Source organism: Streptomyces sp. NPDC107575, from assembly GCF_055657265.1.
Genome location: NZ_JBVKBG010000003.1, coordinates 290795 through 316248 on the forward strand (window position 1 = coordinate 290795; position 25454 = coordinate 316248).

Annotated in this window: 20 protein-coding genes; 9 read left to right on the top strand and 11 right to left on the bottom strand. The window is 71.5% G+C overall.

Features of this window, described 5'->3' with window-relative positions:
- The first annotated feature begins 12 nt into the window (after window positions 1-12).
- Window positions 13-1614, top strand: coding sequence for a flavin-containing monooxygenase (locus ACZ7L4_RS14565; RefSeq protein ID WP_472102465.1), 1602 nt, complete (start codon window positions 13-15; stop codon window positions 1612-1614).
- Here the strand turns inward: ACZ7L4_RS14565 and ACZ7L4_RS14570 are convergent.
- From ACZ7L4_RS14570 to ACZ7L4_RS14605, 8 genes are all read right to left on the bottom strand, one after another.
- A complete protein-coding gene (locus tag ACZ7L4_RS14570) occupies window positions 1604-2536 on the bottom strand; it encodes an alpha/beta hydrolase (RefSeq protein WP_472102467.1) in 933 nt (310 codons plus the stop codon). The genes ACZ7L4_RS14565 and ACZ7L4_RS14570 overlap by 11 nt on opposite strands.
- Window positions 2533-3318: an SDR family NAD(P)-dependent oxidoreductase gene (locus ACZ7L4_RS14575; protein WP_472102469.1), complete on the bottom strand. Its 786-nt coding sequence runs from the start codon at window positions 3316-3318 to the stop codon at window positions 2533-2535. Before ACZ7L4_RS14575 ends, ACZ7L4_RS14570 begins: the two co-directional genes overlap by 4 nt.
- 344 nt (window positions 3319-3662) lie before the next feature.
- A complete protein-coding gene (locus ACZ7L4_RS14580; RefSeq protein WP_472102471.1) occupies window positions 3663-5234 on the bottom strand; it encodes an FAD-dependent oxidoreductase in 1572 nt (523 codons plus the stop codon).
- Window positions 5231-5674 (bottom strand): nuclear transport factor 2 family protein, encoded by a 444-nt coding sequence (locus ACZ7L4_RS14585; protein ID WP_472102472.1) that lies wholly within the window; start codon window positions 5672-5674, stop codon window positions 5231-5233. The genes ACZ7L4_RS14580 and ACZ7L4_RS14585 overlap by 4 nt, the downstream gene beginning before the upstream one ends.
- Before the next feature lie 78 nt (window positions 5675-5752).
- The gene (locus ACZ7L4_RS14590; RefSeq protein WP_385770550.1) at window positions 5753-6910 is read right to left on the bottom strand and encodes an acetyl-CoA C-acetyltransferase; all 1158 of its coding nucleotides are present in this window, start codon (window positions 6908-6910) and stop codon (window positions 5753-5755) included.
- A gap of 22 nt (window positions 6911-6932) precedes the next feature.
- Complete coding sequence (locus tag ACZ7L4_RS14595; protein WP_472102474.1) at window positions 6933-7526, bottom strand: TetR/AcrR family transcriptional regulator; 594 nt, start codon at window positions 7524-7526, stop codon at window positions 6933-6935.
- Window positions 7523-8320: an SDR family oxidoreductase gene (locus ACZ7L4_RS14600; RefSeq protein ID WP_472102476.1), complete on the bottom strand. Its 798-nt coding sequence runs from the start codon at window positions 8318-8320 to the stop codon at window positions 7523-7525. Before ACZ7L4_RS14600 ends, ACZ7L4_RS14595 begins: the two co-directional genes overlap by 4 nt.
- Window positions 8317-9459: an acyl-CoA dehydrogenase family protein gene (locus ACZ7L4_RS14605; protein WP_472102478.1), complete on the bottom strand. Its 1143-nt coding sequence runs from the start codon at window positions 9457-9459 to the stop codon at window positions 8317-8319. The genes ACZ7L4_RS14600 and ACZ7L4_RS14605 overlap by 4 nt, the downstream gene beginning before the upstream one ends.
- A 47-nt stretch (window positions 9460-9506) precedes the next feature.
- Here ACZ7L4_RS14605 and ACZ7L4_RS14610 point away from each other — a divergent pair, with 47 nt between their 5' ends.
- From ACZ7L4_RS14610 to ACZ7L4_RS14625, 4 genes are all read left to right on the top strand, one after another.
- Window positions 9507-10379 carry an enoyl-CoA hydratase gene (locus ACZ7L4_RS14610; protein WP_472102480.1) on the top strand — a complete coding sequence of 291 codons (873 nt, stop codon included), beginning with the start codon at window positions 9507-9509 and terminating at the stop codon, window positions 10377-10379.
- Window positions 10376-11515, top strand: coding sequence for an acyl-CoA dehydrogenase family protein (locus ACZ7L4_RS14615; RefSeq protein ID WP_472102482.1), 1140 nt, complete (start codon window positions 10376-10378; stop codon window positions 11513-11515). Before ACZ7L4_RS14610 ends, ACZ7L4_RS14615 begins: the two co-directional genes overlap by 4 nt.
- On the top strand, window positions 11515-12453 hold the full coding sequence (locus ACZ7L4_RS14620) for an acyl-CoA dehydrogenase family protein (RefSeq protein WP_472102484.1): 939 nt from the start codon (window positions 11515-11517) through the stop codon (window positions 12451-12453). The genes ACZ7L4_RS14615 and ACZ7L4_RS14620 overlap by 1 nt, the downstream gene beginning before the upstream one ends.
- A 402-nt stretch (window positions 12454-12855) precedes the next feature.
- Window positions 12856-13758: a chitosanase gene (locus ACZ7L4_RS14625; RefSeq protein ID WP_472102486.1), complete on the top strand. Its 903-nt coding sequence runs from the start codon at window positions 12856-12858 to the stop codon at window positions 13756-13758.
- A gap of 114 nt (window positions 13759-13872) precedes the next feature.
- Here the strand turns inward: ACZ7L4_RS14625 and ACZ7L4_RS14630 are convergent, their stop codons facing one another.
- From ACZ7L4_RS14630 to ACZ7L4_RS14640, 3 genes are all read right to left on the bottom strand, one after another.
- Window positions 13873-15336: a glutamate synthase subunit beta gene (locus ACZ7L4_RS14630; RefSeq protein ID WP_472102488.1), complete on the bottom strand. Its 1464-nt coding sequence runs from the start codon at window positions 15334-15336 to the stop codon at window positions 13873-13875.
- On the bottom strand, window positions 15329-19936 hold the full coding sequence (gene gltB, locus ACZ7L4_RS14635) for a glutamate synthase large subunit (RefSeq protein ID WP_472102490.1): 4608 nt from the start codon (window positions 19934-19936) through the stop codon (window positions 15329-15331). Before gltB ends, ACZ7L4_RS14630 begins: the two co-directional genes overlap by 8 nt.
- A gap of 340 nt (window positions 19937-20276) precedes the next feature.
- Window positions 20277-21008, bottom strand: a complete 732-nt coding sequence (locus tag ACZ7L4_RS14640) for a VIT1/CCC1 transporter family protein (RefSeq protein ID WP_472102492.1) — start codon at window positions 21006-21008, stop codon at window positions 20277-20279.
- 256 nt (window positions 21009-21264) lie between these two features.
- On the opposite strand from ACZ7L4_RS14640, the gene ACZ7L4_RS14645 reads away from it, so the two are divergent.
- From ACZ7L4_RS14645 to ACZ7L4_RS14660, 4 genes are read left to right on the top strand one after another with little or no spacing between them, the layout of a single operon-like run.
- Window positions 21265-22296, top strand: coding sequence for a LacI family DNA-binding transcriptional regulator (locus ACZ7L4_RS14645; RefSeq protein ID WP_472102494.1), 1032 nt, complete (start codon window positions 21265-21267; stop codon window positions 22294-22296).
- A gap of 16 nt (window positions 22297-22312) precedes the next feature.
- Complete coding sequence (locus tag ACZ7L4_RS14650; protein WP_472102496.1) at window positions 22313-23281, top strand: carbohydrate ABC transporter permease; 969 nt, start codon at window positions 22313-22315, stop codon at window positions 23279-23281.
- A 2-nt stretch (window positions 23282-23283) separates the two neighbouring features.
- Complete coding sequence (locus ACZ7L4_RS14655; protein WP_472104011.1) at window positions 23284-24126, top strand: carbohydrate ABC transporter permease; 843 nt, start codon at window positions 23284-23286, stop codon at window positions 24124-24126.
- Window positions 24126-25445, top strand: a complete 1320-nt coding sequence (locus ACZ7L4_RS14660) for an ABC transporter substrate-binding protein (RefSeq protein WP_472102498.1) — start codon at window positions 24126-24128, stop codon at window positions 25443-25445. The genes ACZ7L4_RS14655 and ACZ7L4_RS14660 overlap by 1 nt, the downstream gene beginning before the upstream one ends.
- Window positions 25446-25454: the final 9 nt, after the last annotated feature.

A 25454-nucleotide genomic window follows, 5' to 3' on the forward strand; every position in this document is an offset into this window, starting at 1 on the left:
CTAAGGACCCCCATGCCCGAGCAGGTGGATGTCGTCATCGTCGGCGCCGGATTCTCCGGCCTCTACGCCGCGTACCGGATGCGTGAACTCGGCCTGAGCGTCGCCGGGTTCGAGCGGGGCGCGGACGTCGGCGGGGTCTGGTACTGGAACCGGTACCCGGGCGCCCGCTGCGACGTGGAGTCCGTCGACTACTCGTACTCCTTCGACAAGGACCTGGAGCAGGAGTGGGACTGGTCGGAGAAGTACGCGACGCAGCCCGAGATCCTGCGCTACGTCGAGCACGTCGCCGAACGCCACGACCTGCGGCGGCACTTCACCTTCCGAACGTCCGTGGTCTCCGCCGAGCTGGACGAGGAGCGGCTGCGCTGGACGGTGCGCACGGACGGCGGCCGGGAGGTCGAGGCACGGTACGTGCTGTTCGGCGTCGGCTGCCTGTCCTCCACCCACCTGCCCGAGATCGAGGGCATCGCCGACTTCGCCGGGGCCTCGTACCACACGGGCGAATGGCCGCACGAGGGCGTGGACTTCACGGGGCTGCGGGTCGGCGTCATCGGCACGGGCTCGTCCGGCATCCAGTCGATCCCGGAGATCGCCCGCCAGGCCGCGCAGTTGACGGTGTTTCAGCGCAGCGCCAACTACTCGATCCCGGCGGGGAACAAGCCGCTGAGCGACGCGGACCGGGCCGCGCAGAAGGCGGACTACGCCGAGCGGCGCCGCCTCGCCCGCCTCTCCGGGGGCGGCTCGCCGCACATGGCGCATCCGCTGAAGACGCTGGAGGCCTCGCCCGACGAGCGCCGCGAGGCCTTCGAGAAGCGCTGGGAGCTGGGCGGCGTCCTGTACTCGAAGACGTTCCCCGACCAGCTCACCGACCGCGCGGCGAACGACGAGGCGCGCCGGTTCTGGGAGGAGAAGGTGCGCGCGGAGATCGCGGACCCGGCGGTCGCCGAGCAGCTCATCCCCGCCGACCACCCCATCGGCACCAAACGGATCGTCACGGACGACGGCTACTTCGCGACGTACAACCGCGACAACGTGCACCTGGTGAACCTGCGGGCGAACCCGATCGAGCGGGTCGAGGCGGCCGGCATCCGCCTCGCGGACGGCACGCTCACCGAACTCGACGTGATCGTGTACGCGACCGGCTTCGACGCGATGACCGGCTCCCTCGACCGGATCTCGGTGACCGGCCGGGGCGGGCGGACGCTGAAGGAGGCGTGGGCGGCGGGTCCGCGCACGTACCTCGGGCTCGGCGTGGACGGCTTCCCGAACCTCTTCAACCTCGCGGGCCCCGGCTCGCCGTCCGTCCTCGCCAACATGATCCTCTGCGGCGAGCAGCACACCGACTGGATCGCCGGGCTGCTCGGGCATCTGCGCGAGGGCGGCTACGCGGGCGTGGAGGCGCGCGCCGAGGCGGTGGACGCGTGGGTGGACGAGTGCAGGGAGCGGGCCGACGGCACGCTGATGACGGCGGCCAACTCCTGGTACCTCGGCGCCAACATCCCGGGAAAGCCACGAGTGTTCATGCCGTTCGTCGGCGGCTTCGGGGTGTACGGCGACATCATCGAGAAGGTCGCGGCGGCCGGGTACCAGGGGTTCGAGCTGCTCAGCGGGTGAGGTCCGCCAGGTCGGCGAAGGCGGCGGCACAGGCCGCCTTCGCCTCGGGCAGCGCGACCCGGCCGCCCATCGTCATGAAGCCGTGGAACGCCTCGTCGTAGCAGTGGTACCGCGTGGGCACCCCCGCCGCGGTCAGGAGTTCCGCGTACCGCCGGCCCTCGTCGCGCAGCGGGTCGAGCCCGGCGGTGACGACGAACGCGGGCGGCAGGCCGTCGAATCGTGCCGCCGCGAGCGGAGTGGCACGGAGGTCGCGGGCGTCCTCGGGGCGGGTCAGGTATTGCTGCCAGTACCAGCGCAGATGGTCGGCGGTGACGAAGTACCCGTGCGCGTTCTCCTCGTACGAGGCCGAGTCCCGGGCCGGGTCCAGCATCGGGTAGTACAGGTGCTGGGCGGCGAGGGCGGGCCCGCCGCGCTCCCGGGCGAGCAGCGCGGTGACCGCGGCGAGCGTGCCGCCCGCGCTGTCGCCCGCGACGACGAGGGGCCGGTCCGGGTGGGTCTTCGCGGCCCACAGGAGCGCGGTGTACGCGTCCTCGGGGGCGGCGGGGAAGGGGTTTTCGGGCGCCAGCCGGTAGTCGACGGAGACGACCAACACCCCGGTGGCAGCGGCGAGTTCACGGCAGAAGCCGTCGTGCGAGTCGAGCGAGCAGAGCACCATGCCGCCGCCGTGGAAGAAGACGACGACGGGCGTGTTCCCGCCCTCGCGCCCGGGCTCGTAGACCCGCACGGGCACGCCGTCGGCGTCCTGGTCGACGACCTGGTGCAGAGAGGGGAGCCGGGGCGGCGGCGGGGCGGGGCGCTCCGCGAAGTACCTGCGTACGTCGCGGATGTCGGTGAACTCGGTACCGAGGGCTGGGAAGTTGGCGGTGCAGGCGTCGATGAGTGCCTGCACGTCGGGGCGGGGGCCGCGGCCGGGAGGGGTCACTTCCCGCCGTCCTCTCCCCGCCCGCGCTGGGCGAACACCGGCATCCGTCCCGCCGACGCGCCGCCGTCCGCGGCGACCTCGGCGCCGGTGAGGTAGGAGGCGTCGTCGGAGGCGAGGAACGCGACGAGCCGGGCGACCTCATCGGGCCTGCCGATGCGGCCGAGCGCGGCGGCCGGGTGCTCGGTGGTGCCGAGGTGGGCGGTCATCGCCGTGTCGATGGCGCCGGGGAAGACGGCGTTGACGCGGATCCCGTCGCCGCCGAGTTCGAGCGCGGCGGTCCGGCTCAGCCCGCGCAGCCCCCACTTCGCGGCGCCGTACGAGCCGTGCCCCCAGATGCCCTGGACCCCGGCCTGGGACGAGATGTTGACGATGGCTCCGCCCCGCTCCCCCGCCCGCATGGCGGGGACGACGGCCTGGAGCCCCAGGAACGGCCCGACGAGGTCGACCTTGAGGATCCGCTCCAGCTGGGCCGGGTCCTCGTTGACGATGGGCGAGGTCGTGTAGATGGCGGCGTTGTTGACGAGGACGTCGAGCCGGCCGTACGTCTCGGTGGCGACGCGGACGGCGTGGGACCAGGAGTCGGCGTCGGTGACGTCGAGGCGCACGAAGCGCGCGGCGCCGTCCCCCAGTTCACCGGCGACCTTCTCCCCTTCGGCCACGAGCACGTCCCCGAGCACGACCCGCGCGCCGCGGCCGACCATTTCCCGGGCTATGGCCTCGCCCATCCCGCGCGCGGCACCGGTCACCAGGGCGACCTTTCCGTCCAGTTGTCCCTCACTCATCCGCGTATCCCTCCAGCTCGACGTTGTCTCCGAAACAGCCCGGTGGGCGGCACGAGCCACCCACCGGAACACTTCTCCTTGCCCGGCGCTCTGCGGGGCCGGGAATTGCCTGTCAGCGGGAGGGCGAGCGACCGCCCTCCGGGTGGTGCTCGCCGTGGTGTCTGCAGGCGCAGAGGCGGGGCCTACGGGGGCCGAAGCCCCCGGAGGGGGCGGGCGGGTGGGAGGCGGGCGGGGGCCGGCGCGGCCTGCGGGGCCCGGTGCCGCGCAGCGCGTGCGGAGGGCGCCGGGTCCCGGTGCGGCGCAACCGGCCGCCCGGCCCCGACCACCCACCCGTACGGCCAAGGTCACCCGCCCCCCGCCATCCGCCGCGCCGCCCGGTACCCGAAGACCATCCCCGTGCCGATGGGCGCGCCGGGGCCCGGGTACACCGCCCCCGTCACGTTCGCCGCCGTGTTGCCCACCGCGTAGAGGCCCTCGATCGCGGAGCCGTCCTCGCGCAGCACCCGGGCGTCGGCGTCCGTGTCGACGCCGCCCTTCGTGCCCAGGTCGCCGAGGACCATCCGCACCGCGTGGAAGGAGCCGGAGGACAGCGGCAGCAGGCACGGGTTGGGCGCGCCCTCCTCGCCCTCGCCCGCGAAGAACCGGTCGTAGGGGTCGTCGCCGCGGCCGAACTCCGGGTCGTGGCCCTTCTCCGCGTACTCGTTGAAGGTCTCGACCGTGGCCGCGAGGCCCTCCACCGGCACCCCGATCGCCTCGGCGAGCGCCTCCACGGAGTCCGCGCTCTTCCACACCCCGGCCGCCTCGAACGACTCCCGGTCGACCGGGACGAGCACGATGCCGGGCGGCTCCTCGCCGTGCCGCGCGTCCCACACCCACCACACGGGGCGGTCCGGCGCGTCCCCGGCCCCCGCCGCGATCATGGCCCGGCCCATCCGGTCGTAGGACAGGCACTCGTTGGCGAACCTGCGCCCCTCGACGTCGACGAAGACGCCGCCGCGGAAGCCGAGCGCGAACGCCGCCCCGCCGTCGGGGAAGAGCACGGACGGGCACCACCAGCTCTCGCCGAGCAGCGACGTCGCCGCGCCGAGCCCTTGGGCGGCCCGCAGCGCGTCGCCCGTGCCGCCGCCCTCGGGGCCCATCGTCCAGTCGGCCCCCGGCCCGTTGCCCCAGGCGCGGCGCAGTTCGGCGTCCCGCTCGTAGCCGCCGGCGGCCAGCAGCACACCGCGCCGGGCGCGGATCGCGACCGTACGACCCTCCGCGTCGCGCACCTCGGCGCCGACGACCCGCCCGTCCTCGTCCTGTACGAGCCCGGTGAACGCGGTGCGCGTCCGCGCCCGCCCACCGGCCGACTCAAGGGCCAGCAGCAGCCGGCCGATGAGCGCGCGCCCGTCCTCCAGCGCTCCCTCGGGCGCCGGCACTCCGAGCCGCTCGCTCCAGGCCGGCGGGCGGACGGCGTCGAGCAGCGGCTGCTCGCCCGCGGGCCGCTCCAGAGGGACCGGGAAGACGCCGCGCCCCGCGTCGAAGCGGCCGGGGCCCGGGTAGTAGTCGGGGAACGGCCGGTACTCGAACCGCAGGAACGCGCTGCGCTCCAGGAACTCGACGGTGGGCCCGGCCCCGTCGAGGTACGCGTCCTGCACCTCGTGCGGCGTCGTGTCGCCGACCAGGGACCGGAAGTACGCGCGGGCCAGCTCGGCGCTGTCCTCGACGCCGGCGCGGGCCTGCGCCTGGTTGCCGGGCAGCCACAGACAGGCCCCGGCGTACGCGGTCGTCCCGCCGAAGTACTCGGTCTTCTCGACGACGAGGGTGTCGAGGCCGCGCGCGGCGGCGCTGTACGCGCCGGTCAGGGCGGCGCCGCCGGAGCCGACGACCAGCACGTCGACCGTCTCGTCCCACTCCACAACAGCGTTGCTGCTCACAGCGTCTCGCTCCTCTCGTACCACTGGGGAAGGACGGCACGGGCGGCGATCCGCCAGCCGTCCGCGGTGCGCCGGTACTCGTCCTCGTACCGGACGAGGCAGCGCACATCGCCCCCGTCGGCACCGAGATGGTGGGCGAGGCTGTACGTGACCGCGCGGGCGCTCTCGGGCCCGGTCAGCTCGGCTACGTGGTTCCCGACCTGGTGGAAGGTGCGCGGGAAGACGGCGAGTTCGTCGAAGAGCTTGTTGCGTTCGGCGGAGCCGGCCCGCTCCCACAGCACCGTGCCGTCGGGCTTGTGGGCGACGAGCCTGCCGTCGTCGGTGAACTGGGCGTCGAGCAGGGCGGGTTCCCGCCCGTCGACGGCCAGCGCGTAGCTCTCGGCGAGGCGCCTCAGCGCGAGCGCGTCGCCGGGCTCGGGAGGAACAGGAGTACGGGTCATGCCCTCAGCCTGTCCGGGCCTCACCCGGCGCTCCACCGCCTGTTCCCGCTCAGCGGGATGCGGCTCCCGCGGGGGTCGTCACAGGCGCTCGATGATCGTGACGTTGGCCTGGCCGCCGCCCTCGCACATGGTCTGGAGGCCGAACCGGCCGCCGGTGCGCTCCAGTTCGTGCAGCAGGGTCGTCATCAGCTTGCTGCCGGTGGCGCCGAGGGGGTGGCCGAGGGCGATCGCGCCCCCGTTCACGTTGACCTTCTCGGGGTCGGTGCCGGTCTCCTTGAGCCAGGCGAGGACGACCGGGGCGAACGCCTCGTTGATCTCGACGAGGTCGATGTCGTCCATGCTCAGGCCGGTCTTCTTCAGCGCGTACGCGGTCGCCGGGATCGGCGCGGACAGCATCCGGATGGGGTCCTCGCCGCGTACGGAGAGGTGGTGGATGCGGGCCCTGGGCGTCAACCCGTGTTCCCGGACGGCCTGTTCGGAGGCGAGGAGCATGGCCGCCGCCCCGTCGGAGACCTGCGAGGAGCAGGCTGCGGTGATGGTGCCGCCCTCGACGACGGGGTTGAGGCCCGCCATCTTCTCCAGGGTTGTGTCCCGGCGCGGGCCCTCGTCGACGGTGACGTCCCCGTAGGCGACGGTCTCCTTCGCGAACCGGCCCTCGTCGATGGCGCGCAGCGCCCGCTGGTGGGACTGGAGCGCCCACTGCTCCTGGTCCTGCCGCGTGATGCCCCACTTCTCGGCGATGAGTTCCGCGCCGTGGAACTGGTTGACCGGCGCGTCGCCGTAGCGGGCGCGCCAGCCCTCGCTGCCCAGGTAGGGGCCCTCGGTGAGGCCGAGCGGCTCGGCGGCCTGCCGGGAGGCGAAGGCGATCGGGATCATCGACATGTTCTGCGTGCCGCCCGCGACGACGAGGTCCTGGGTGCCGGAGAGCACGCCCTGCGCCGCGAAGTGGACGGCCTGCTGGGAGGAGCCGCACTGCCGGTCGACGGTGACGCCCGGCACCTCCTCGGGAAGCCCGGCGGCGAGCCACGCGGTGCGGGCGATGTCGCCGGCCTGCGGGCCGACGGTGTCGAGGCAGCCGAAGACGACGTCCTCGACGGCGGCCGGGTCGACGCCGCTGCGCGCAACGAGCTCCTTCAGGACGTGGGCGCCCAGGTCGGCGGGGTGGACGGCGCTGAGCCCGCCCTTGCGCCGCCCGACGGGGGTACGGACCGCATCGACGATGTAGGCCTCGGCCATGACGCATCAACTCCAGTCGCTTCTAAGGATGGTGGGGCTGGGCTATCCCGTCGAGCACCATCGCCAGGTACTCGCGGGCGATCTCCTCGGGGCTGTGTCTGCCGCCCGGCCGGTACCAGGACGCGGCGACCCACACGGTGTCGCGCACGAACCGGTAGGTGAGCCGGATGTCGAGGTCGGCGCGGAAGGCCCCGGCCGCCACCCCTTCCTGGAGGGTGGTCAGCCAGGTCTGCTCGAACTTGCGCTGCGAGGCGGCGAGGAACGCGAACCGCTCCCGGGCCGCGAGCGCCTTCGACTCCTTCTGGTAGATGGCGACGGCGGGGCCGTGCCGGTCGATCTCCCGGAACGACTCGGTGACCAGGGCCCGCATCGTCTCGCGCGGATCGTGTCCGGCGGCGAGCACGGTGTCGTAGCGGCCCCACAGCTCGTCGAGGAAGCCGCGCAGGATCTCCTCGACGATCGAATCCTTCGAGTCGAAGTGGTAGTAGAGGCTGCCCGCGAGCATCCCCGCGGCGTCGGCGATCCGGCGCACGGTGGTGGCGTCGTAGCCCTGCGCGGCGAACACCTCGGCCGCCGTGGCGAGGAGTTCGCGCCGCCGCTCGGGCGAGGGGCTCATGCGCGCTGGCTGCTGACGGAGACGGTCTCGCCGGTCATGTACGAGGAGTAACCGGAGACGAGGAAGACCATCACGTTGGCCACCTCCCAGGGCTCCGCGTAGCGGCCGAAGGCCTCCTTCTCGGTCAGCTCGGCGAGCAGCTCCTCGGACGTCACCTTCACCAAGTGGGGGTGCATGGCGAGGCTCGGCGCCACCGCGTTGACCCGCACCCCGTACTCCGCCGCCTCTATCGCCGCGGTCCTGGTCAGGGCCATGACTCCGGCCTTGGCGGCGGCGTAGTGCGCCTGTCCGGCCTGGGCGCGCCAGCCGATGACGGACGCGTTGTTGACGATCGCGCCGCCTCGGCCGGAGTCGCGGAAGGCGCGCAGGGCGGCCCGGACACAGCGGAACGTCCCGTTCAACGTGACGTCCAGGACCTTGGTCCACTGCTCGTCGGTCATGTCGACGAGCGCCGAAGTACCGCCGAGACCGGCGTTGTTGACGACGATGTCGAGTCCGCCGTGCCGCTCGGCGGTGTGCGCGAAGAGGGCCTGCACCTGCTCCTCGTCCGTCACGTCGCAGGCGAGTGCGGAGACCCGCTCGGCGCCGAACTCGGCGGCGAGCGCTTCCTCGCTCTCCTTGAGGCGCCGCGCGTGCGCGTCGCTGATCACGACGCGGGCCCCCTCCTCCAGGAAGCGGCGCGCGGTGGCGCCGCCGATCCCGGCGCCCGCGGCCGCGGTGATGACGGCGCTGCGCCCGTCGAGCAGCTGGTGGCCGGGGACGTATCCGGGAGCCGTGGACCTCACCGAACTCATACGCGCACCTCTTTCGGCAGGCCGAGCAGCCGCTCGGCGATGATGTTGCGCTGGATCTCGTCCGACCCCGCGTAGATGGTGTCGGCGCGGGAGAAGAGGAAGAGCCGCTGCCACTGGTCGAGTTCGTAGGGCTCGCCCTCCGCGACGGTGGACGCCGCGCCGCACACGTCCATCGCCAGCTCGCCGAGGCCGCGGTGCCAGGCGGCCCAGTACAGCTTGGCGACGGAGGGGTCGACGCCGCGCCGCGCGTTGGCCGCCATCGCCTGAAGTCCCGTCCACGCGCGGGCGAGGCGGTCGCGCAGGAGGGGGTCGTCCAGCGCGCCGTTCCTCCCCGCGAGCGCGATCAGTTCCTGCAGCTCGCGGCGGAATCCGATCTGCTGGCCGACGGTGGAGATGCCGCGCTCGAACCCGAGCGTGGCCATGGCGACGCGCCAGCCGTCCCCGATGTCGCCGACGACGTACGAGGCCGGGGTGCGGGCGCCGTCGAAGAACACCTCGTTGAACTCGCTGGTCCCGGTGAGCTGCACGATGGGCCGGACCTCGACGCCCGGCCGGTCGAGCGGCACGAGCAGGTACGAGAGTCCTGCGTGCCGCCGCGAACCCGGTTCCGTGCGGGCGAGCACGAAGCACCACTGCGCCTCGTGCGCCAGCGACGTCCAGGTCTTCTGCCCGTCGACGATCCACTCCGCGCCGTCCTCGCTCAGGCGCGCGCGGGTGCGGACGCCCGCGAGGTCGGAGCCCGCGCCGGGCTCGCTGTACCCCTGGCACCACAGCTCCTCGACGCGCCGGATCGGCTCCAGGAAACGCGACTTGTGCTCGTCCGTGCCGAACGCGATGAGCGTCGGCCCGAGGAGCTGCTCCCCTATGTGATTGACGCGGGCGGGCGCGTCCGCCAGCGCGTACTCCTCGTGCAGGGCGATCTGCGCCTCGAGGCTCGCGCCCCGCCCGCCGTGCTCCTCGGGCCAGCCGACGCACGTCCAGCCGTGCGCCGCCATGTGCCGCTCCCAGGCCAGGCGCTCGGCGAACGCCTCGTGCTCGCGGCCCGGGCCGCCGCTGCCCCGCAACTCGGCGTACTCCCCCGAGAGTTCCTGCTCCAGCCAGTCACGGAAACCGGCCCGGAAGTCCTCGACGCTGTCCATGCTCATAAGCTAACCTACCAAACACTTGTTAGGGAAGGACGTTTCCGATGCCAGCAGCGCAGTCCGCAGCGACCGAAGGCCCCGACACCCCCGTCCTGTACGAGGTCAGGGGCCGGGTGGCCCATGTGACGATGAACCGGCCGAAGTACCGCAACGCGCAGAACTCGGCGATGACGTACGCCCTGGACTCCGCCTTCTACCGGGCCGCCGAGGACGAGGACGTGAAAGTGGTCGTGCTCGCGGGCGCGGGCGAGCACTTCTCCGCGGGGCACGACATCGGGACGCCCGAGCGGGACGCGCACCTGCCGTTCGAGCGGCGGGCCGGGCTGTGGTGGGACCACTCCGACAAGCGGGGCGCCGAATCGCGGTTCGCGCGCGAGTCGGAGGTGTATCTGGGCATGTGCCGGCGCTGGCGCGAGCTGCCGAAGCCGGTGGTCGCGTCGGTCCAAGGGGCCTGCGTGGCGGGCGGGTTGATGCTCGCCTGGGTGTGCGACCTGATCGTGGCGAGCGAGGACGCGTTCTTCGCCGACCCGGTCGTCCGGATGGGGATACCGGGCGTCGAGTACTTCGCGCACCCGTGGGCGATGCCGCCGCGGATCGCCAAGGAGTTCCTGTTCACGGGCGAGCGGATGAGCGCGCGCAGGGCGTACGAGGTGGGGATGGTCAACCGCGTGGTGCCCCGGGACGAGCTGTCGGCCGCCACGCACGACCTGGCGGACCGGGTGGGCGAGATGCCACGGCTCGGGCTCGCGCTGACCAAGCGCGCGGTGAACCAGGCGGAGGACCTCCAGGGTCTGCACGCGGGCATGGACTCGGTCTTCGGCCTGCACCACCTGGCGCACGCGCACAACGCGGAGACGGCGGCGGACTCCCTTGGCGGCATGGACGTCCGCGCCATGAAGGAGGCGGGCGCCCGATGAACCTGGAGTTCACCCCGGACCAGGACGCGTTCCGCGAGGAGGCGCGGGCGTGGCTCGCGGCGCACGTCCCTGCCGAGCCGCTCCCCTCCCTGGAGACGGCCGAGGGCTTCGCCGCGCACCGCGCGTGGGAGGCCGAGCTGTCCGCGGACCGCTGGTCGGTCGTCTCGTGGCCGGAGGAGTTCGGCGGCCGGGGCGTGGACATCTTCAAGTGGCTGATCTTCGAGGAGGAGTACTACGCGGCGGGGGCCCCGGGCCGCGTCTCGCAGAACGGCATCAACCTCCTCGCCCCGACCCTCTTCGACCACGCCACGGACGAACAGCGGGCGCGCGTGCTGCCGTCGATGGCGAGCGGCGAGACGATCTGGGCGCAGGCCTGGTCGGAGCCCGAGGCGGGCTCCGACCTCGCGGCGCTGCGCTCGCGCGCGGTGCGCACGGACGGCGGGTGGCTGCTGCGCGGCCAGAAGACGTGGTCCTCGCGGGCCGCGTTCGCCGACCGGGCCTTCGGCATCTTCCGCACGGACCCGGAGGCCGCCAAGCCGCACCACGGGCTCACGTACCTGATGTTCGACCTGCGCGCGCCCGGGGTCACGGTCCGGCCGATCGGCCGGATCGACGGCAAGCCGGCCTTCGCCGAACTGTTCCTCGACGACGTGTTCGTGCCGGACGAGGACGTGATCGGCGAGGTGGGCAACGGGTGGCGGATCGCGATGTCGACGACGGGGAACGAGCGGGGGCTCATGCTCCGCTCCCCCGGCCGCTTCCTCGCCGCCGCCGACCGGCTGCTCGGGCTGTGGCGGAAGCGCGGCGCGGATCCGGCGCTGCGGGACCGGGTGGCGGACGCGGTGGCCGGGGCGCGCGCGTACCGGCTGTTCACGTACGGCAACGCGTCGCGGTTCGCGGCGGGCGAGAGGATCGGGGCCGAGTCGAGCCTGAACAAGGTGTTCTGGTCGGAGTACGACATCGCTCTGCACGAGACGGCGCTCGAACTGCTGGGTGCGGACGGCGAGTTGGCGGACGGCGAATGGTCGGAGGGCTACACGTTCTCGCTCGCGGGGCCCATCTACGCCGGTACGAACGAGATCCAGCGCGACATCATCGCCGAGCGGCTGCTCGGCCTGCCGAAGGGACGCCGCTGATGAGGTTCCTCCTGGACGCGGAGCAGGCCGAGTTCGGCCGCACGCTCGACCGGATGCTGGGCGCGGCGGACACGCCTGCGGCGATACGGGCGTGGGCGGCCGGCGACGCGGGCCCCGGGCGGGCGCTGTGGGGGCGGCTCGCGGAGGCGGGGGTGTTCGCGCTCGCCGTCCCCGAGGCGTACGAGGGGGTGGGCCCGCTGCCGGTGGAGATGGCGGTGTCCTACGTGGAGTTGGGCCGCCATGCCGTGCCGGGGCCGGTCGTGGAGACGGCGGCGGTGGCGACGCTGCTGAGCGGCTCGGAGGCCGCGAAGGAGTGGTTGCCGAGGATCGCGGCGGGGGACGTGATGGCCACCGTGCCCTCCGGGCCCCATGCGTTGGACGCGGACTCGGCGGACGCGGTGTTCGTGGTGGACGGTGACGAGGTGCGGCTCGCCGCGGGGCGCGGGCCGCTGCGGGAGTCGGCGGATCCGGCGCGGCGGTTGTTCGTGCCGGACGGGGGCGGCGAGGTCGTGGCGCGCGGCGCGAGGGTCCGGGAGGCGGTGGACATGGCGTCGTTCCTGACGGCGGCGCAGTCGCTGGGCGTGGGCCTGGAGCTGTTGCGGCGCACGGTCGAGTACGTGAAGCAGCGCGAACAGTTCGGGGTCGCGGTCGGCTCCTTCCAGGCGGTGAAGCATCGGCTCGCGGATGCGCTGGTGGGCCTGGAGTTCGCCCGTCCGCTGCTGTTCGGGGCGGCGCTGTCGATGACGTCGTCGGACATCGCGGCGGCGAAACTGGCGACCGGGGAGGCGGCCTACGCGGCGGCCCGCGCGGCGCTCCAGCTCCACGGCGCGGTGGGCTACACGGAGGAGCTCGACCTGTCCCTCTGGCTCCGCAAGGCCCGCCCATTGCGGGACACGTGGGGCACCCCGTCGGCGTGCCGAACCCTGATCGTGGCGTAGCCCCGACGCCCCGCTTACGCGGCACCGGGGGCCGCCTTGCCCACCCTGCCGCCCAAGGCGGCAGACTGCCCAAGGCGGTTGCGACCCCCGGCGCCCCGCGAGACCGACGCCCCCGGAGGGGGCGGGTGGTGGGAGATGGGCGGCGGACGCAGACAGAGGCTTGGCCGCCACCTGCGGGATGGCGGGCGGCATCAGGCCCCTGCGCCTGGTGGGTCACTCAAGCCCCCGTGACGGGTGGGCAAATCAAGCCCCTGCGGCGATTGAGCAGCGGGGTCCGGGGCGGAGCCCCGATCTTTTGAAGCCCCGCCGGCGCTTGAGGCGCGGGGGCCGGGGCGGAGCCCCGAGGCCGCAACCACGGCACCGGTCGCCGAGTCGCACACACGCTCGCCTAATCTGTGGCGCATGAAACGCGCGGGCTGCCTGCTCCTCTCCTTCGTCGCCGTGGCCCCCGTGGCCACCGCCGCCGTGTACCTCCTGTCACCCGACGACGACCCGGCCCCACGCGCCCGGCCCACCGCCTCCGCCCCGGCCCACCCCGGCAACCAGTCCGAAGCGGAGCGCAAGGCCGACGACAAGGCCATCGCGAACCTGCCGCCCGGCCTCGCCGCCCCGGAGAAGAAGGAGTTGGCCCAGCAGATCGTCGCCAGCGCCGAGAACTCGACGCTCGACTGGCGCGGCCAGTACGGCTACATCGAGGACATCGACGACGGCCAGGGCTACACCGCCGGCATCATCGGCTTCTGCACCGGCACCCACGACCTGCTGACCCTGGTCGAGCGCTACACGAAGTCCCACCCGGACAACGGCCTGGCCCGCTACCTCCCCGCCCTGCGCAAGGTCGACGGCACGGACTCCCACGAGGGCCTCGACCCCGGCTTCACCACGGCGTGGAAGAAGGAGGCCGGCCACAAGGCCTTCCGCGACATCCAGGAGAAGGAGCGCGACCGCGGCTACTTCGACCCGGCGGTCCGCCTCGCCAAGCTCGACGGCCTGGGCACGCTCGGCCAGTTCATCTACTACGACGCGATGGTCCTGCACGGCCCCGGCACGGGCCCGCACGGCTTCTACGGCCTGCGCGAGGCGGCCCTCAAGGAGGCCGACACCCCGTCGCAGGGCGGCCAGGAGAAGGCGTACCTCGACATCTTCCTCGACCAGCGCCGCAAGGCGATGAAGGCGAAGAACCCCGACCGCGACACCACCCGCATCGACACGGCCCAGCGCCAGTTCCTCTACGACGGCAACCTGTCCCTGAAGACCCCGCTGACGTGGAAGGTCTACGGCGAGACGTTCCGCATCCCGGGCTGAACGCACCGCGACGCCCGCCCAGGCGTCCGGTCGGGGACTGTAGGGCGAGCGTCGCGCTCTGTTCCGTACGCCGTTGTACGGGACGTATCTTGACGGCCTGTCAGGCCGTGCGGATCACACGGCCAGCGCGCGGTCCGTCGGGCGGATCGGAGCGGGCAGCTCCGACGCCCCGGTCAGGAACCGGTCGACACCACGCGCGGCCGAGCGGCCCTCCGCGATGGCCCACACGATCAACGACTGGCCGCGGCCGGCGTCGCCCGCCACGAACACACCCGGCACGTTGGTCTGGAACTCGTCGTCGCGGGCGACGTTGCCGCGCGCGTCGAGGTCCAGGCCGAACTGCGAGACCAGACCGTTCTCCTGGTCCGTGCCCGTGAAGCCCATCGCGAGGGTGACCAGCTGCGCCGGGATCTTGCGCTCCGTGCCGGGCTTGTTGACGAGCTTGCCGTCGACGAACTCGACCTCGGAGAGGTGCAGCCACTGGACGTTGCCGTCCTCGTCGCCCTCGAAGTGGGTGGTGCCCGCCGAGTAGATGCGCTCGCCGCCCTCCTCGTGCGCGGAGGTGACCTTGTAGAGCATCGGGAACGTCGGCCACGGCTGCGTGGTCGTGTTCCGCTCCTCGTTCGGCTGCGGCATGATCTCCAGCTGCGTCACCGAGGCGGCGCCCTGACGGTGGGCGGTGCCCACGCAGTCGGCGCCGGTGTCACCGCCGCCGATCACGACGACGTGCTTGCCCTCGGCGGTGATGGGCGGCTGGACGTAGTCGCCCTCCTGCACCTTGTTGGAAAGGGGCAGGTACTCCATCGCGTAGTGGATGCCGTTGAGCTCACGGCCCGGGACCGGCAGGTCACGGGAGACCGTGGCGCCCGCCGCGACGACGACCGCGTCGTAGCGCTTGCGCAGGCCCGCCGCGTCGATGTCGCGGCCGACCTCCACACCGGTGCGGAACTTGGTGCCCTCCGCGCGCATCTGCTCGATGCGGCGGTTGATGTGGCGCTTCTCCATCTTGAACTCGGGGATGCCGTAGCGGAGCAGGCCGCCGATGCGGTCGGCGCGCTCGTAGACGGCGACCGTGTGACCGGCCCGCGTCAGCTGCTGGGCGGCGGCGAGTCCCGCCGGCCCCGAGCCGATGACGGCGACGGTCTTGCCCGACAGGCGCTCCGGGATCTGCGGGGCGACGTCGCCCCGGTCCCACGCCTGGTCGATGATCGAGACCTCGACGTTCTTGATGGTCACGGCCGGCTGGTTGATGCCGAGCACGCACGCCGACTCACAGGGGGCCGGGCAGAGACGACCGGTGAACTCCGGGAAGTTGTTGGTCGCGTGCAGGCGCTCCTGCGCGGCCGACCAGTCCTCGCGGTACGCGTAGTCGTTCCACTCGGGGATCAGGTTCCCCAGCGGGCAGCCGTTGTGACAGAACGGGATGCCGCAGTCCATGCAGCGGGACGCCTGCTTGCTGATGATGGGCAGCAGGGACCCGGGAACGTAGACCTCGTTCCAGTCCTTGACGCGCTCCTCGACCGGGCGGGTCTGCGCGACCTCGCGGCCATGGTTGAGAAAGCCCTTGGGATCAGCCATTGGTCGCCGCCTCCATCATCTTCTCGGTGATCTCGGTCTCGGAGAGACCGTCTCGCTCGGCGGCGTCCTTGGCGGCGAGCACTGCCTTGTACGTGCTGGGGATGATCTTGGTGAACCGGGCCACCGAGGCGTCCCAGTCGACGAGCAGCTTCTCGGCGACCGTCGAACCGGTCTCCTCGGCGTGCCGGCGCACCACGTCGTGCAGCCACTGCTTGTCGGTGTCGTCGAGGGGCTCGACGGCCGACTTGTTCCCGGCGTTGAGGTTGTCCGGGTCCATGTCGATGACGTACGCGATGCCGCCCGACATACCGGCCGCGAAGTTGCGGCCCGTCTCGCCGAGGATCACCGCGTGGCCGCCGGTCATGTACTCGCAGCCGTGGTCGCCCACGCCCTCCGAGACGACCGTGGCACCGGAGTTGCGGACGCAGAAGCGCTCGCCGGTGCGGCCGCGCAGGAACAGCTCGCCGCCCGTCGCGCCGTACGCGATGGTGTTGCCGGCGATCGTCGAGTACTCGGCGAGGTGGTCGGCGCCGCGGTCCGGGCGGACCACGATGCGGCCGCCCGAGAGGCCCTTGCCGACGTAGTCGTTGGCGTCGCCTTCGAGCCGGAGCGTCACACCGCGCGGGACGAACGCGCCGAAGGACTGGCCCGCGGAGCCCGTGAAGGTGATGTCGATGGTGTCGTCGGGCAGGCCCGCGCCACCGAACTTCTTCGTCACCTCGTGGCCGAGCATGGTGCCGACCGTGCGGTTGATGTTGCGGATGGCGACCTGGGCGCGGACCGGCTGGGCGTCCGTCTGGTCGTTGGCGGCGAGGGCGTCGGCGGCGAGCTTGATCAGCTCGTTGTCGAGCGCCTTCTCCAGACCGTGGTCCTGCTCGATGATCCGGTGCCGGACGGCGCCCGCGGGCAGCTCGGGCACGTGGAACAGCGGCTCCAGGTCGAGGCCCTGCGCCTTCCAGTGGTTCACGGCCCGCTCGGTGTCGAGGAGTTCGGCGTGACCGACGGCCTCCTCGATGGAGCGGAAGCCCATCTCGGCGAGCAGCTCGCGGACCTCTTCGGCGATGAACTTGAAGAAGTTGACGATGTACTCGGCCTTGCCGGAGAAGCGCTCGCGCAGCGTCGGGTTCTGCGTGGCGATGCCGACCGGGCAGGTGTCCAGGTGGCAGACGCGCATCATGACGCAGCCGGAGACGACGAGCGGCGCGGTCGCGAAACCGAACTCCTCGGCGCCGAGCAGCGCGGCGATCAGCACGTCACGGCCGGTCTTCAGCTGGCCGTCGGTCTGGACGACGATGCGGTCGCGCAGGCCGTTGAGCAGCAGCGTCTGCTGGGTCTCGGCGAGGCCGAGCTCCCAGGGACCACCGGCGTGCTTGAGCGAGGTGAGCGGGGATGCGCCCGTGCCGCCGTCGTGGCCGGAGATCAGGACGACGTCCGCGTGCGCCTTGGACACACCGGCCGCGACCGTACCCACGCCGACCTCGGAGACCAGCTTCACGTGGATGCGGGCCTGCGGGTTGGCGTTCTTGAGGTCGTGGATCAGCTGAGCCAGGTCCTCGATGGAGTAGATGTCGTGGTGCGGCGGCGGGGAGATGAGGCCCACGCCCGGCGTTGAGTGACGCGTCTTGGCGACCCACGGGTAGACCTTGTGGCCGGGCAGCTGGCCGCCCTCGCCGGGCTTGGCGCCCTGGGCCATCTTGATCTGGATGTCGTCGGAGTTGACCAGGTATTCGCTGGTCACGCCGAAGCGGCCGGAGGCGACCTGCTTGATCGACGAGCGGCGCGCCGGGTCGTACAGGCGCTCCGGGTCCTCGCCGCCCTCACCGGTGTTGGACTTGCCGCCCAGCTGGTTCATGGCGATGGCGAGGGTCTCGTGGGCCTCGCGCGAGATGGAGCCGTACGACATGGCGCCGGTCGAGAAGCGCTTGACGATCTCGGAGGCCGGCTCGACCTCGTCGATGGAGATCGGGGTGCGGCCCTCGGACTTGAAGTTGAACAGGCCGCGCAGCGTCATCAGCCGCTCGGACTGCTCGTTCACGCGGTCCGTGTACTTCTTGAAGATGTCGTAGCTGCCCGAGCGCGTGGCGTGCTGCAGGCGGAAGACGGTCTCCGGGTCGAACAGGTGCGGCTCGCCCTCGCGGCGCCACTGGTACTCGCCGCCGATGTCGAGCGCGCGGTGCGCGGGCGCGATGCCGGAGGCGGGGTACGCCTTGGCGTGCCGGGCGGCGACCTCCTCGGCGATGACGCCGAGGTCGGCGCCGCCGATCTTGGTGGTGGTGCCGTTGAAGTACTTCTCGACGAAGGCCTCGTCGAGGCCGACGGCCTCGAAGACCTGGGCGCCGCGGTAGGAGGCGACGGTCGAGATGCCCATCTTGGACATGACCTTGAGGACGCCCTTGCCGAGCGCGTAGATCAGGTTCCGGATCGCGTCCTCGGCCGAGCCCACCTCGTCGGCCTTGAGGAAGGTGCCGGCGCGGACCAGGTCCTCGACCGACTCCATGGCGAGGTACGGGTTGACCGCCGCGGCACCGAATCCGATGAGCAGGGCGACGTGGTGGACCTCGCGCACGTCACCGGCCTCGACGAGGAGGCCCACCTGGGTGCGCTTCTTCGTACGGATGAGGTGGTGGTGGACGGCCGCGGTGAGCAGCAGCGAGGGGATCGGCGCGTGCTCGGCGTCGGAGTGCCGGTCGGAGAGCACGATCAGGCGGGCGCCGGCCTCGAGGGCGGCGTCGGCCTCGGCGCAGATCTCGTCGATCCGGGCGGCCAGCGAGTCGCCACCGCCGGAGACCCGGTACAGGCCGGACAGGGTCACGGCCTTCATGCCGGGCATGTCGCCGTCGGCGTTGATGTGGATGAGCTTGGCGAGCTCGTCGTTGTCGATCACCGGGAAGGGCAGGGTGACCGCGCGGCACGTGGCGGCCGTGGGCTCGAGCAGGTTGCTGCCGGGGCCCAGCGGGGAGCGCAGCGAGGTGACGAGCTCCTCGCGGATGGCGTCCAGCGGCGGGTTGGTGACCTGCGCGAACAGCTGCGTGAAGTAGTCGAAGAGCAGCCGCGGGCGGGCGGACAGGGCCGCGATCGGGGTGTCCGTGCCCATCGAGCCGATCGGCTCGGCGCCGGCCTTGGCCATCGGCGCGACGAGGATGCGGAGCTCCTCCTCGGTGTAGCCGAAGGTCTGCTGGCGGCGCGTGACGGAGGCGTGCGTGTGCACGATGTGCTCGCGCTCGGGGAGGTCGGAGAGCTCGATCTCGCCGGCCTCGAGCCACTCCTCGTAGGGGTGCTCGGCGGCGAGGGCGGACTTGATCTCGTCGTCCTCGATGATGCGGTGCTCGGCGGTGTCCACGAGGAACATCCGGCCGGGCTGCAGACGGCCCTTCTTGACGACCTTCGCCGGGTCGATGTCGAGGACGCCGACCTCGGAGCCGAGGACGACGAGGCCGTCGTCGGTCACCCAGTAACGCCCTGGCCGCAGACCGTTGCGGTCGAGAACGGCGCCGACCTGGGTACCGTCGGTGAAGGTGACACAGGCCGGGCCGTCCCAGGGCTCCATGAGGTTGGAGTGGTACTGGTAGAAGGCGCGCCGGGCCGGGTCCATGGAGGCGTGGTTCTCCCAGGCCTCCGGAATCATCATCAGGACGCTGTGCGGCAGCGAACGGCCGCCGAGGTGCAGCAGCTCCAGGACCTCGTCGAAGGAGGCGGAGTCGGAGGCGTCCGGCGTACAGACCGGGAAGATCCGCTCCAGGTTCTCCGAACCCCCGAAGAGGTCGGAGCCGAGCTGGGACTCGCGGGCGCGCATCCAGTTGCGGTTGCCCTTGACGGTGTTGATCTCACCGTTGTGGGCGACGAAGCGGTAGGGGTGCGCGAGCGGCCACGACGGGAAGGTGTTCGTGGAGAACCGGGAGTGCACGAGCGCGATCGCGGACGCGAAGCGGCGGTCGGACAGGTCCGGGAAGAAGGGCTCCAGCTGGCCGGTGGTCAGCATGCCCTTGTAGACGATCGTGCGCGCGGAGAGCGACGGGAAGTACACGTCGGCCTCGCGCTCGGCGCGCTTGCGCAGCACGAACGCCTTGCGGTCGAGCGCGATGTCCTTCGAGGTGCCGTCCGCGACGAACACCTGGCGGAAAATCGGCATCGTCGAGCGGGCCATCGAGCCGAGCAGCTGCGGGGCGACCGGGACCTCGCGCCAGCCGAGGACGTTCAGGCCCTCTTCGGCGGCGATCGTCTCGATCTTCGAGACGAACTCCTCGGTGCCCTCTTCGGGCAGGAAGGCGATACCGACGGCGTACGCACCGGCCTCGGGGAGGTCGAAGTCGACCACCTCGCGCAGGAAGGCGTCCGGAACCTGGGACAGGATGCCCGCGCCGTCGCCCGAGTCGGGCTCGGAGCCGGTGGCACCGCGGTGCTCCAGGTTTCGCAGGACGGTCAGCGCCTGCTCGACCAGCGTGTGGCTCGCCTCGCCGGTGAGGGTGGCCACGAACCCGACGCCACAGGCGTCGTGCTCGTTACGCGGGTCGTACATGCCCTGGGCAGCAGGGCGAGCATCCATGTGCGACCAGGTCTGGCCGCTGTGGGAATGCTGGGACGGCTGGCGCGAGGTACGCATCGGCTCTCCCGTCGTCGTCGTGGCAAGGTACGTGCCGAGGGACGACGTTGGCCCTCTGCGGAGAAGTGCAGCTCAAAAAATTTCGTGCAGATTACATGATGGGTCGGTTCTCGGGAACCGGATACTGCGTTCCAACATGCGGACACCGCGGGTGGCGGCGGGAGAGGCCTCAGCGGGCGGATCGATGACCGATGGCCGGGGTGGTGCTGGCGTGCGCCGCGGGCCTCATTGCCCCCAGCGCTTACGGCTCATGCCCCGTGGTCAAGTAATCGAAACCGCGCGGTAACGACTACTTATGCAAGGCGCTGTATAGGCATCTTCAGGCCACGGCCGCGACCCGTCAACCAGCAAAAGTCCCGAAGATGCTCCCCAGGAGATACGTCACACCCGCCGCGGCGCCACCGAGAGCCAACTGCCGCAGCCCGCTGAACCACCAGGAACGCGCCGTCACCTTGGCCACGACCGCCCCACAGGCGAAGAGCCCGACGAGCGCGAGGAGGACGGCGGGCCACAGCGCGCTCGCCCCGAGCAGATAGGGCAGCACCGGGATCAGGGCGCCGAGCGCGAACGATCCGAAGGACGAGACGGCGGCGACCATCGGCGAGGGCAGATCGCCGGGGTCGATGCCCAGCTCCTCGCGCGCGTGTATCTCCAGGGCCTGCTCGGGGTCGCGCGAGAGCTGCTTGGCGACCTCGTGCGCGAGCTCGGGCTCGACGCCGCGGGAGACGTACAGCTCCGCGAGCTCCTTCTCCTCGTCGGCCGGGTGCTTCCTCAACTCACGGCGCTCGACGTCGAGTTCGGCCTCGACCAGCTCGCGCTGGGAGGCGACGGAGGTGTACTCGCCGGCGGCCATGGAGAAGGCTCCGGCGGCGAGGCCCGACAGGCCGGTGATGATGATCGTCTGCTGCGAGACGGCGCCGCCCGCGACGCCCGCCATGAGCGCGAAGTTGGAGACGAGCCCGTCCATCGCGCCGAAGACCGCGGGGCGCAGCCAGCCACCGTTGACATCACGGTGCGTGTGGTTGTCCCGGTGGGCGTCGTGCAGATCTGCCCCGGTCTCGATGATGGCCATGCTCGTGAACCCCGCTCCCCTGTGACTGGTGTTGCTACGAGTCCGAAAGTACGCGCGAAAAATCGGCCCTGCCAGCAAGGAAGGCCGTACTTACCTGCGGTTTTGCGCCCTGCGCAACGCGCTGACCTCCACCTTCCCGAAGCGCCCAGTGACCTGGATCACAGGAAACGCGCGTTGACGGGCCGGAAACGAGGGAGCAACATCCGTAAACGTTTCCAGCGACGGAAAACGTTTACAGAAGAGGGGGCGGAACGCGGTGCCACAGCCGACGATCATCTCCATCGCCGAGCGCGCCGGGGTCTCCATCGCGTCCGTCTCCCGCGTGCTCAACGGGATCGGGGCCCGCGCAGAGACCGTCGAGAAGGTCGAGCGCGCCGCCACCGAACTCGGCTATGTGCCCAACGCGGTGGCCCGCTCCCTCAAGGACGGCCGCACCCGCCAGCTCACCTTCGCGATGCCCGACATCGGCAACCCGGTCTACGTGGCGATGGTCCGCGCCATCCAGTCCGTCGCGAAGGCCGCCGGGTACCGCCTCCTGCTGCACTCCACGGATGCCGTCGCCGAGGACGAACTCGCCGTCCTGCGCAGCCTCGGCGACCGCACCAGCGACGGCCTCATCCTGTGCCCCATCCGCATCACGGACGCCCATGTGGACGCGCTGCGCTCGGCCTCGGGCCCGGTCGTCGTCATCGGCTCGCTGCCCGGCGGTGTCCCGGTCGACAGCGTGCGCGCCGACTCCGTCGAGGGCGTCGCGCTCGCCGTGCGCCATCTGTACGGGACGGGACGCCGCCGCATCGCCTTCGTCAACGGCCCCGCCGACACGGTCCCCGGACGCAAGCGCGGCGAGGGCTTTCGCAAGGCCCTCGCGGACTGCGGCCTCCCGTACGACCCGGACCTCGTCGTGCACACGGACTTCGGCATCGAGTCCGGGGCCGCGGCCGCCGAATCACTCCTCGACCGGAAACCGGACGCGGTCTTCGGCGCGAACGACCAGCTGGCGCTCGGCGCGGCCCGCGCCCTGCACGCCCGCGGCCTGCGGATCCCCGAGGACGTCGCGGTCGCGGGGATGGACGACAGCGAGCTCGCGCAGGCCGGCTGGCCGCCACTGACCAGCGTCGACCTGGGCTCCACCGAGCGCGGGCGGCGCGCCGCCGAACTGCTGCTGCACCGTCTGAACGCCCCGGAAGCTCCCGGAAGCACGATCGAGAACTGCACTCCCCGCTCCACCACCGCCCCTCCCCGCCTCGTCGTCCGCGCCTCCACGGGCCCGGCGGCGTCCGACAGTTGAGACATCGAGGATTCCCATGAGTCTCACCGCGCCACGGGACAACGCCGTCCCCGGCAGCCGCGGCACACCACCACCCCGTACGCCGGGTCAGCGCAAGCGGGCGCTGGGCCTGGACCGGGGCGCGTGGTTCCTGCTGATGCCCGCGCTGATCCCGATCCTGATCCTCAGCGTGGTCCCGCTCCTGTACGGCCTCTCGCTCGCGTTCACCGACTCGCAGGCGGGGCGGACCTCCCCCACGCGGTTCATCGGCCTCGACAACTTCCTTGACCTGCGCCACGACTCGCTGTTCTGGGAGTCGTTCAGGATCGGCCTGGTGTGGGCGGTGAGCGTGACGGCACTGCAGTTCGTGCTCGCGCTCGGCCTCGCGCTGTTGCTCAACCAGAATCTGCGTTTCCGCTGGCTGGCGCGGACCCTTGCGCTCGTCCCGTGGGCGATGCCCGAGGTCGTCGTCGGCATCATGTGGCGGCTCGTCTACCACTCGGACGCGGGCATCCTGAACAAGACGCTGACCCAACTGGGAATCATCCACGAGAACGTCGACTGGCTCGCGGACCTGACGTACGCGCTGCCCGCCGTGATAGTGGTCGGTGTGTGGGCGGGCATGCCGCAGACGACGGTGGTCCTCCTCGCCGGGCTGCAGAACGTGCCGATCGAACTGCGGGAGGCCGCGCAGCTGGACGGCGCGGGCCTGTGGCGCCGCTTCACGGCAGTGACCTGGCCGGCCCTGAAGCCCGTGGTCATCGCCATCACGGCGCTCAACTTCATCTGGAACCTCAACTCGTTCGGCCTGGTCTACGTGCTGACGCAGGGCGGGCCCGGCGGACAGACACGGCTGCCGATGCTGTTCGCGTACGAAGAGGCCTTCAAGTACGGGCAGTTCGGCTACGCCGCCGCGATGGGCCTGGCGATGGTCGCGGTGATCGCGGTGCTGCTGACGCTGTTCCTCCGCAGGAAGCTCAAGGAAGACGTGGAGGCCGCGGCATGAGCATGAATCGCACGCTCCCGAGGGTGGCGGGCCGCACCGGCCAGTACGCGGCGCTGCTCTGCTACATGGTCTTCCTGGCCTTCCCGTTCCTGTGGCTGGTCTCGACGTCCTTCAAGTCCCCGCAGGAGCTGGGCGCGATCGACCCGAGCTGGCTGCCGCAGCATCCGAGCCTGGACAACTACCGCGCCGCGTTCGACGCGCAGCCGCTGCTCCGCTCGGCGCTCAACAGCCTGGTCGTCGCGGTCAGCGCCTCCGTGATCTCGGTGGCGATCGCGGTCCCGGCCTCGTACGTCATGGTCCGCTACCGGAGCCGCGTCAGTCAGGCGGGCACGGGCTGGATCCTGGTCAGCCAGATGTTCCCGTTCGTGCTGGTCATCATCCCGCTGTTCCTGGTCCTGAAGAACCTGCGGATGATCGACAGCATCTTCGGCCTGATCATCGTCTACGTCGTCTGGAACCTGCCCTTCTCGCTCTGGATGCTCCAGGGCTACGTGAAGTCGGTGCCGCGCTCCCTGGAGGAGGCCGCGGCGGTGGACGGCGCGGGCCGTCTGCGCACGCTGACCAGCGTGGTCCTCCCGCTCCTCGCGCCCGGCCTGGTGGCGACGCTGATGTTCAGCTTCGTGACCGCCTGGAACGAGTTCTTCTTCGCCCTCGTCCTCCTCAAGTCCCCGGAGAACCAGACGATGTCGGTCATCCTCACCCGCTTCCTCGGTGCCGAGGGCGTCGCCGACCTCGGGCCGCTCGCCGCGGCCTCGGTCCTCGCGACGATCCCCAGCCTCGTCTTCTTCGCCCTGCTCCAGCGGCGGCTCGTCGGCGGCATGCTCAGCGGGGCGGTGAAGGGCTGATGCGCGTACGGAAGCCCACCGCGGCGGCCGCGGCCGCCCTCTGCCTCGCCCTGGTCGCCGGCTGCTCCGGGTCAGGATCGGACTCCGAGTCGGCGGACGGCACGGTCACCCTCGAATTCCTCAGCCTCGCCTGGCAGAAGGAGTCCATCGAGGCCAACAAAGCCCTGGTCAAGCAGTGGAACGACACCCACGACAAGATCAAGGTCAAGTACGTCCAGGGCGTCTGGGACAGCATCCACGACCAGATGCTGACCTCGTTCGAGGGCGGCAAGGCTCCGGACATCTTCCACGACGACGCCTCCGACCTCACCGACTTCGGGCACGGCGGCTACCTCGCCGACCTGAGCCCCTATCTGCCACGGGAGCTGCGCGCGGACATCCCGAAGGCGTCCTGGGCCACGACGATGTACGGGAAGAAGATCTACGGCATCCCGTTCCTCCAGGAGCCACGCGTACTGGTCGTGAACAAGAAGCTCCTCGAGCAGTCGGGCGTGCGCACACCGACCGTCCAACACCCTTGGTCCTGGGCCGAGTTCGAGCGGGCGAGCAAGAAGCTCACGCGTGACGAGAACCGCGACGGCAAGCCCGAGCAGTACGGGGTCGCCTGGTCGATGAAGGAGCCCGTCACCCAGTCCGTGAACCTGGCGCGGTCCACCGACGGCAAGATCTTCTACAAGGACGGCGACGGCAAGAACGAGATCCGCTACGACGCCGCCGACTCGGCCGTCGCACGGCTGATCAACCGGCAGGTCAACAAGGCGCACACCGCACCCAAGTCGGCGCTCGGCATGGCCGGCTCGGACACGCTGCCCGGCTTCTTCGCGGGCAAGTACGCCATGCTCCCGCTGAACTTCTCGTTCCGGCAGCAGGTCCAGCAGCAGGCCCCCAAGGGCTTCGACTGGACCGTCCTGCCGATGCCCGCGGGCTCGGGCGGCCTGGCCCAGGGCGTCGCCCCGCAGACCCTGTCCGTCTCCCAGGACAGCGCGCACAAGGAGGCGGCGGCCCGGTTCATCGCCTACCTCACGCGGGCCGACCACCAGGTCCAACTGGCGCGCGGCGACTGGCTGCTGCCCACCAGCCGCAAGGCGCTCGAGGACCCGTCCCTCACCACCGAGAAGTACGGCTGGCGGACCGGCTCCGAGATGGCCGCGTCCCTGCGCCCCTCCCCGGTGCTCGGGGTGCGGGGCTACGCCGAATGGAAGGACAAGATCGCCACTCCGGCCTTCCAGGAGTACTACAACGGCGCGTTCGGCGTAACAGAGCTGCGCAAACGCCTGGCGGACGACGGCAATCTGATCCTGAACCGCTACCAACGCTGAACACCCGAG

What these genes read in the sequence shown, in the direction of transcription:
- ACZ7L4_RS14590 (WP_385770550.1), bottom strand. Translation starts at nt 6,910, where the DNA reads ATGGCCGAGGCCTACATCGTCGATGCGGTCCGTACCCCCGTCGGGCGG.
- ACZ7L4_RS14620 (WP_472102484.1), top strand. Translation starts at nt 11,515, where the DNA reads ATGAGGTTCCTCCTGGACGCGGAGCAGGCCGAGTTCGGCCGCACGCTC.
- ACZ7L4_RS14660 (WP_472102498.1), top strand. Translation starts at nt 24,126, where the DNA reads ATGCGCGTACGGAAGCCCACCGCGGCGGCCGCGGCCGCCCTCTGCCTC.
- ACZ7L4_RS14655 (WP_472104011.1), top strand. Translation starts at nt 23,284, where the DNA reads ATGAATCGCACGCTCCCGAGGGTGGCGGGCCGCACCGGCCAGTACGCG.
- ACZ7L4_RS14605 (WP_472102478.1), bottom strand. Translation starts at nt 9,459, where the DNA reads ATGGACAGCGTCGAGGACTTCCGGGCCGGTTTCCGTGACTGGCTGGAG.
- ACZ7L4_RS14610 (WP_472102480.1), top strand. Translation starts at nt 9,507, where the DNA reads ATGCCAGCAGCGCAGTCCGCAGCGACCGAAGGCCCCGACACCCCCGTC.
- ACZ7L4_RS14585 (WP_472102472.1), bottom strand. Translation starts at nt 5,674, where the DNA reads ATGACCCGTACTCCTGTTCCTCCCGAGCCCGGCGACGCGCTCGCGCTG.
- ACZ7L4_RS14595 (WP_472102474.1), bottom strand. Translation starts at nt 7,526, where the DNA reads ATGAGCCCCTCGCCCGAGCGGCGGCGCGAACTCCTCGCCACGGCGGCC.
- ACZ7L4_RS14650 (WP_472102496.1), top strand. Translation starts at nt 22,313, where the DNA reads ATGAGTCTCACCGCGCCACGGGACAACGCCGTCCCCGGCAGCCGCGGC.
- ACZ7L4_RS14615 (WP_472102482.1), top strand. Translation starts at nt 10,376, where the DNA reads ATGAACCTGGAGTTCACCCCGGACCAGGACGCGTTCCGCGAGGAGGCG.
- ACZ7L4_RS14600 (WP_472102476.1), bottom strand. Translation starts at nt 8,320, where the DNA reads ATGAGTTCGGTGAGGTCCACGGCTCCCGGATACGTCCCCGGCCACCAG.
- ACZ7L4_RS14640 (WP_472102492.1), bottom strand. Translation starts at nt 21,008, where the DNA reads ATGGCCATCATCGAGACCGGGGCAGATCTGCACGACGCCCACCGGGAC.
- ACZ7L4_RS14625 (WP_472102486.1), top strand. Translation starts at nt 12,856, where the DNA reads ATGAAACGCGCGGGCTGCCTGCTCCTCTCCTTCGTCGCCGTGGCCCCC.
- ACZ7L4_RS14575 (WP_472102469.1), bottom strand. Translation starts at nt 3,318, where the DNA reads ATGAGTGAGGGACAACTGGACGGAAAGGTCGCCCTGGTGACCGGTGCC.
- ACZ7L4_RS14630 (WP_472102488.1), bottom strand. Translation starts at nt 15,336, where the DNA reads ATGGCTGATCCCAAGGGCTTTCTCAACCATGGCCGCGAGGTCGCGCAG.
- ACZ7L4_RS14565 (WP_472102465.1), top strand. Translation starts at nt 13, where the DNA reads ATGCCCGAGCAGGTGGATGTCGTCATCGTCGGCGCCGGATTCTCCGGC.
- gltB (WP_472102490.1), bottom strand. Translation starts at nt 19,936, where the DNA reads ATGCGTACCTCGCGCCAGCCGTCCCAGCATTCCCACAGCGGCCAGACC.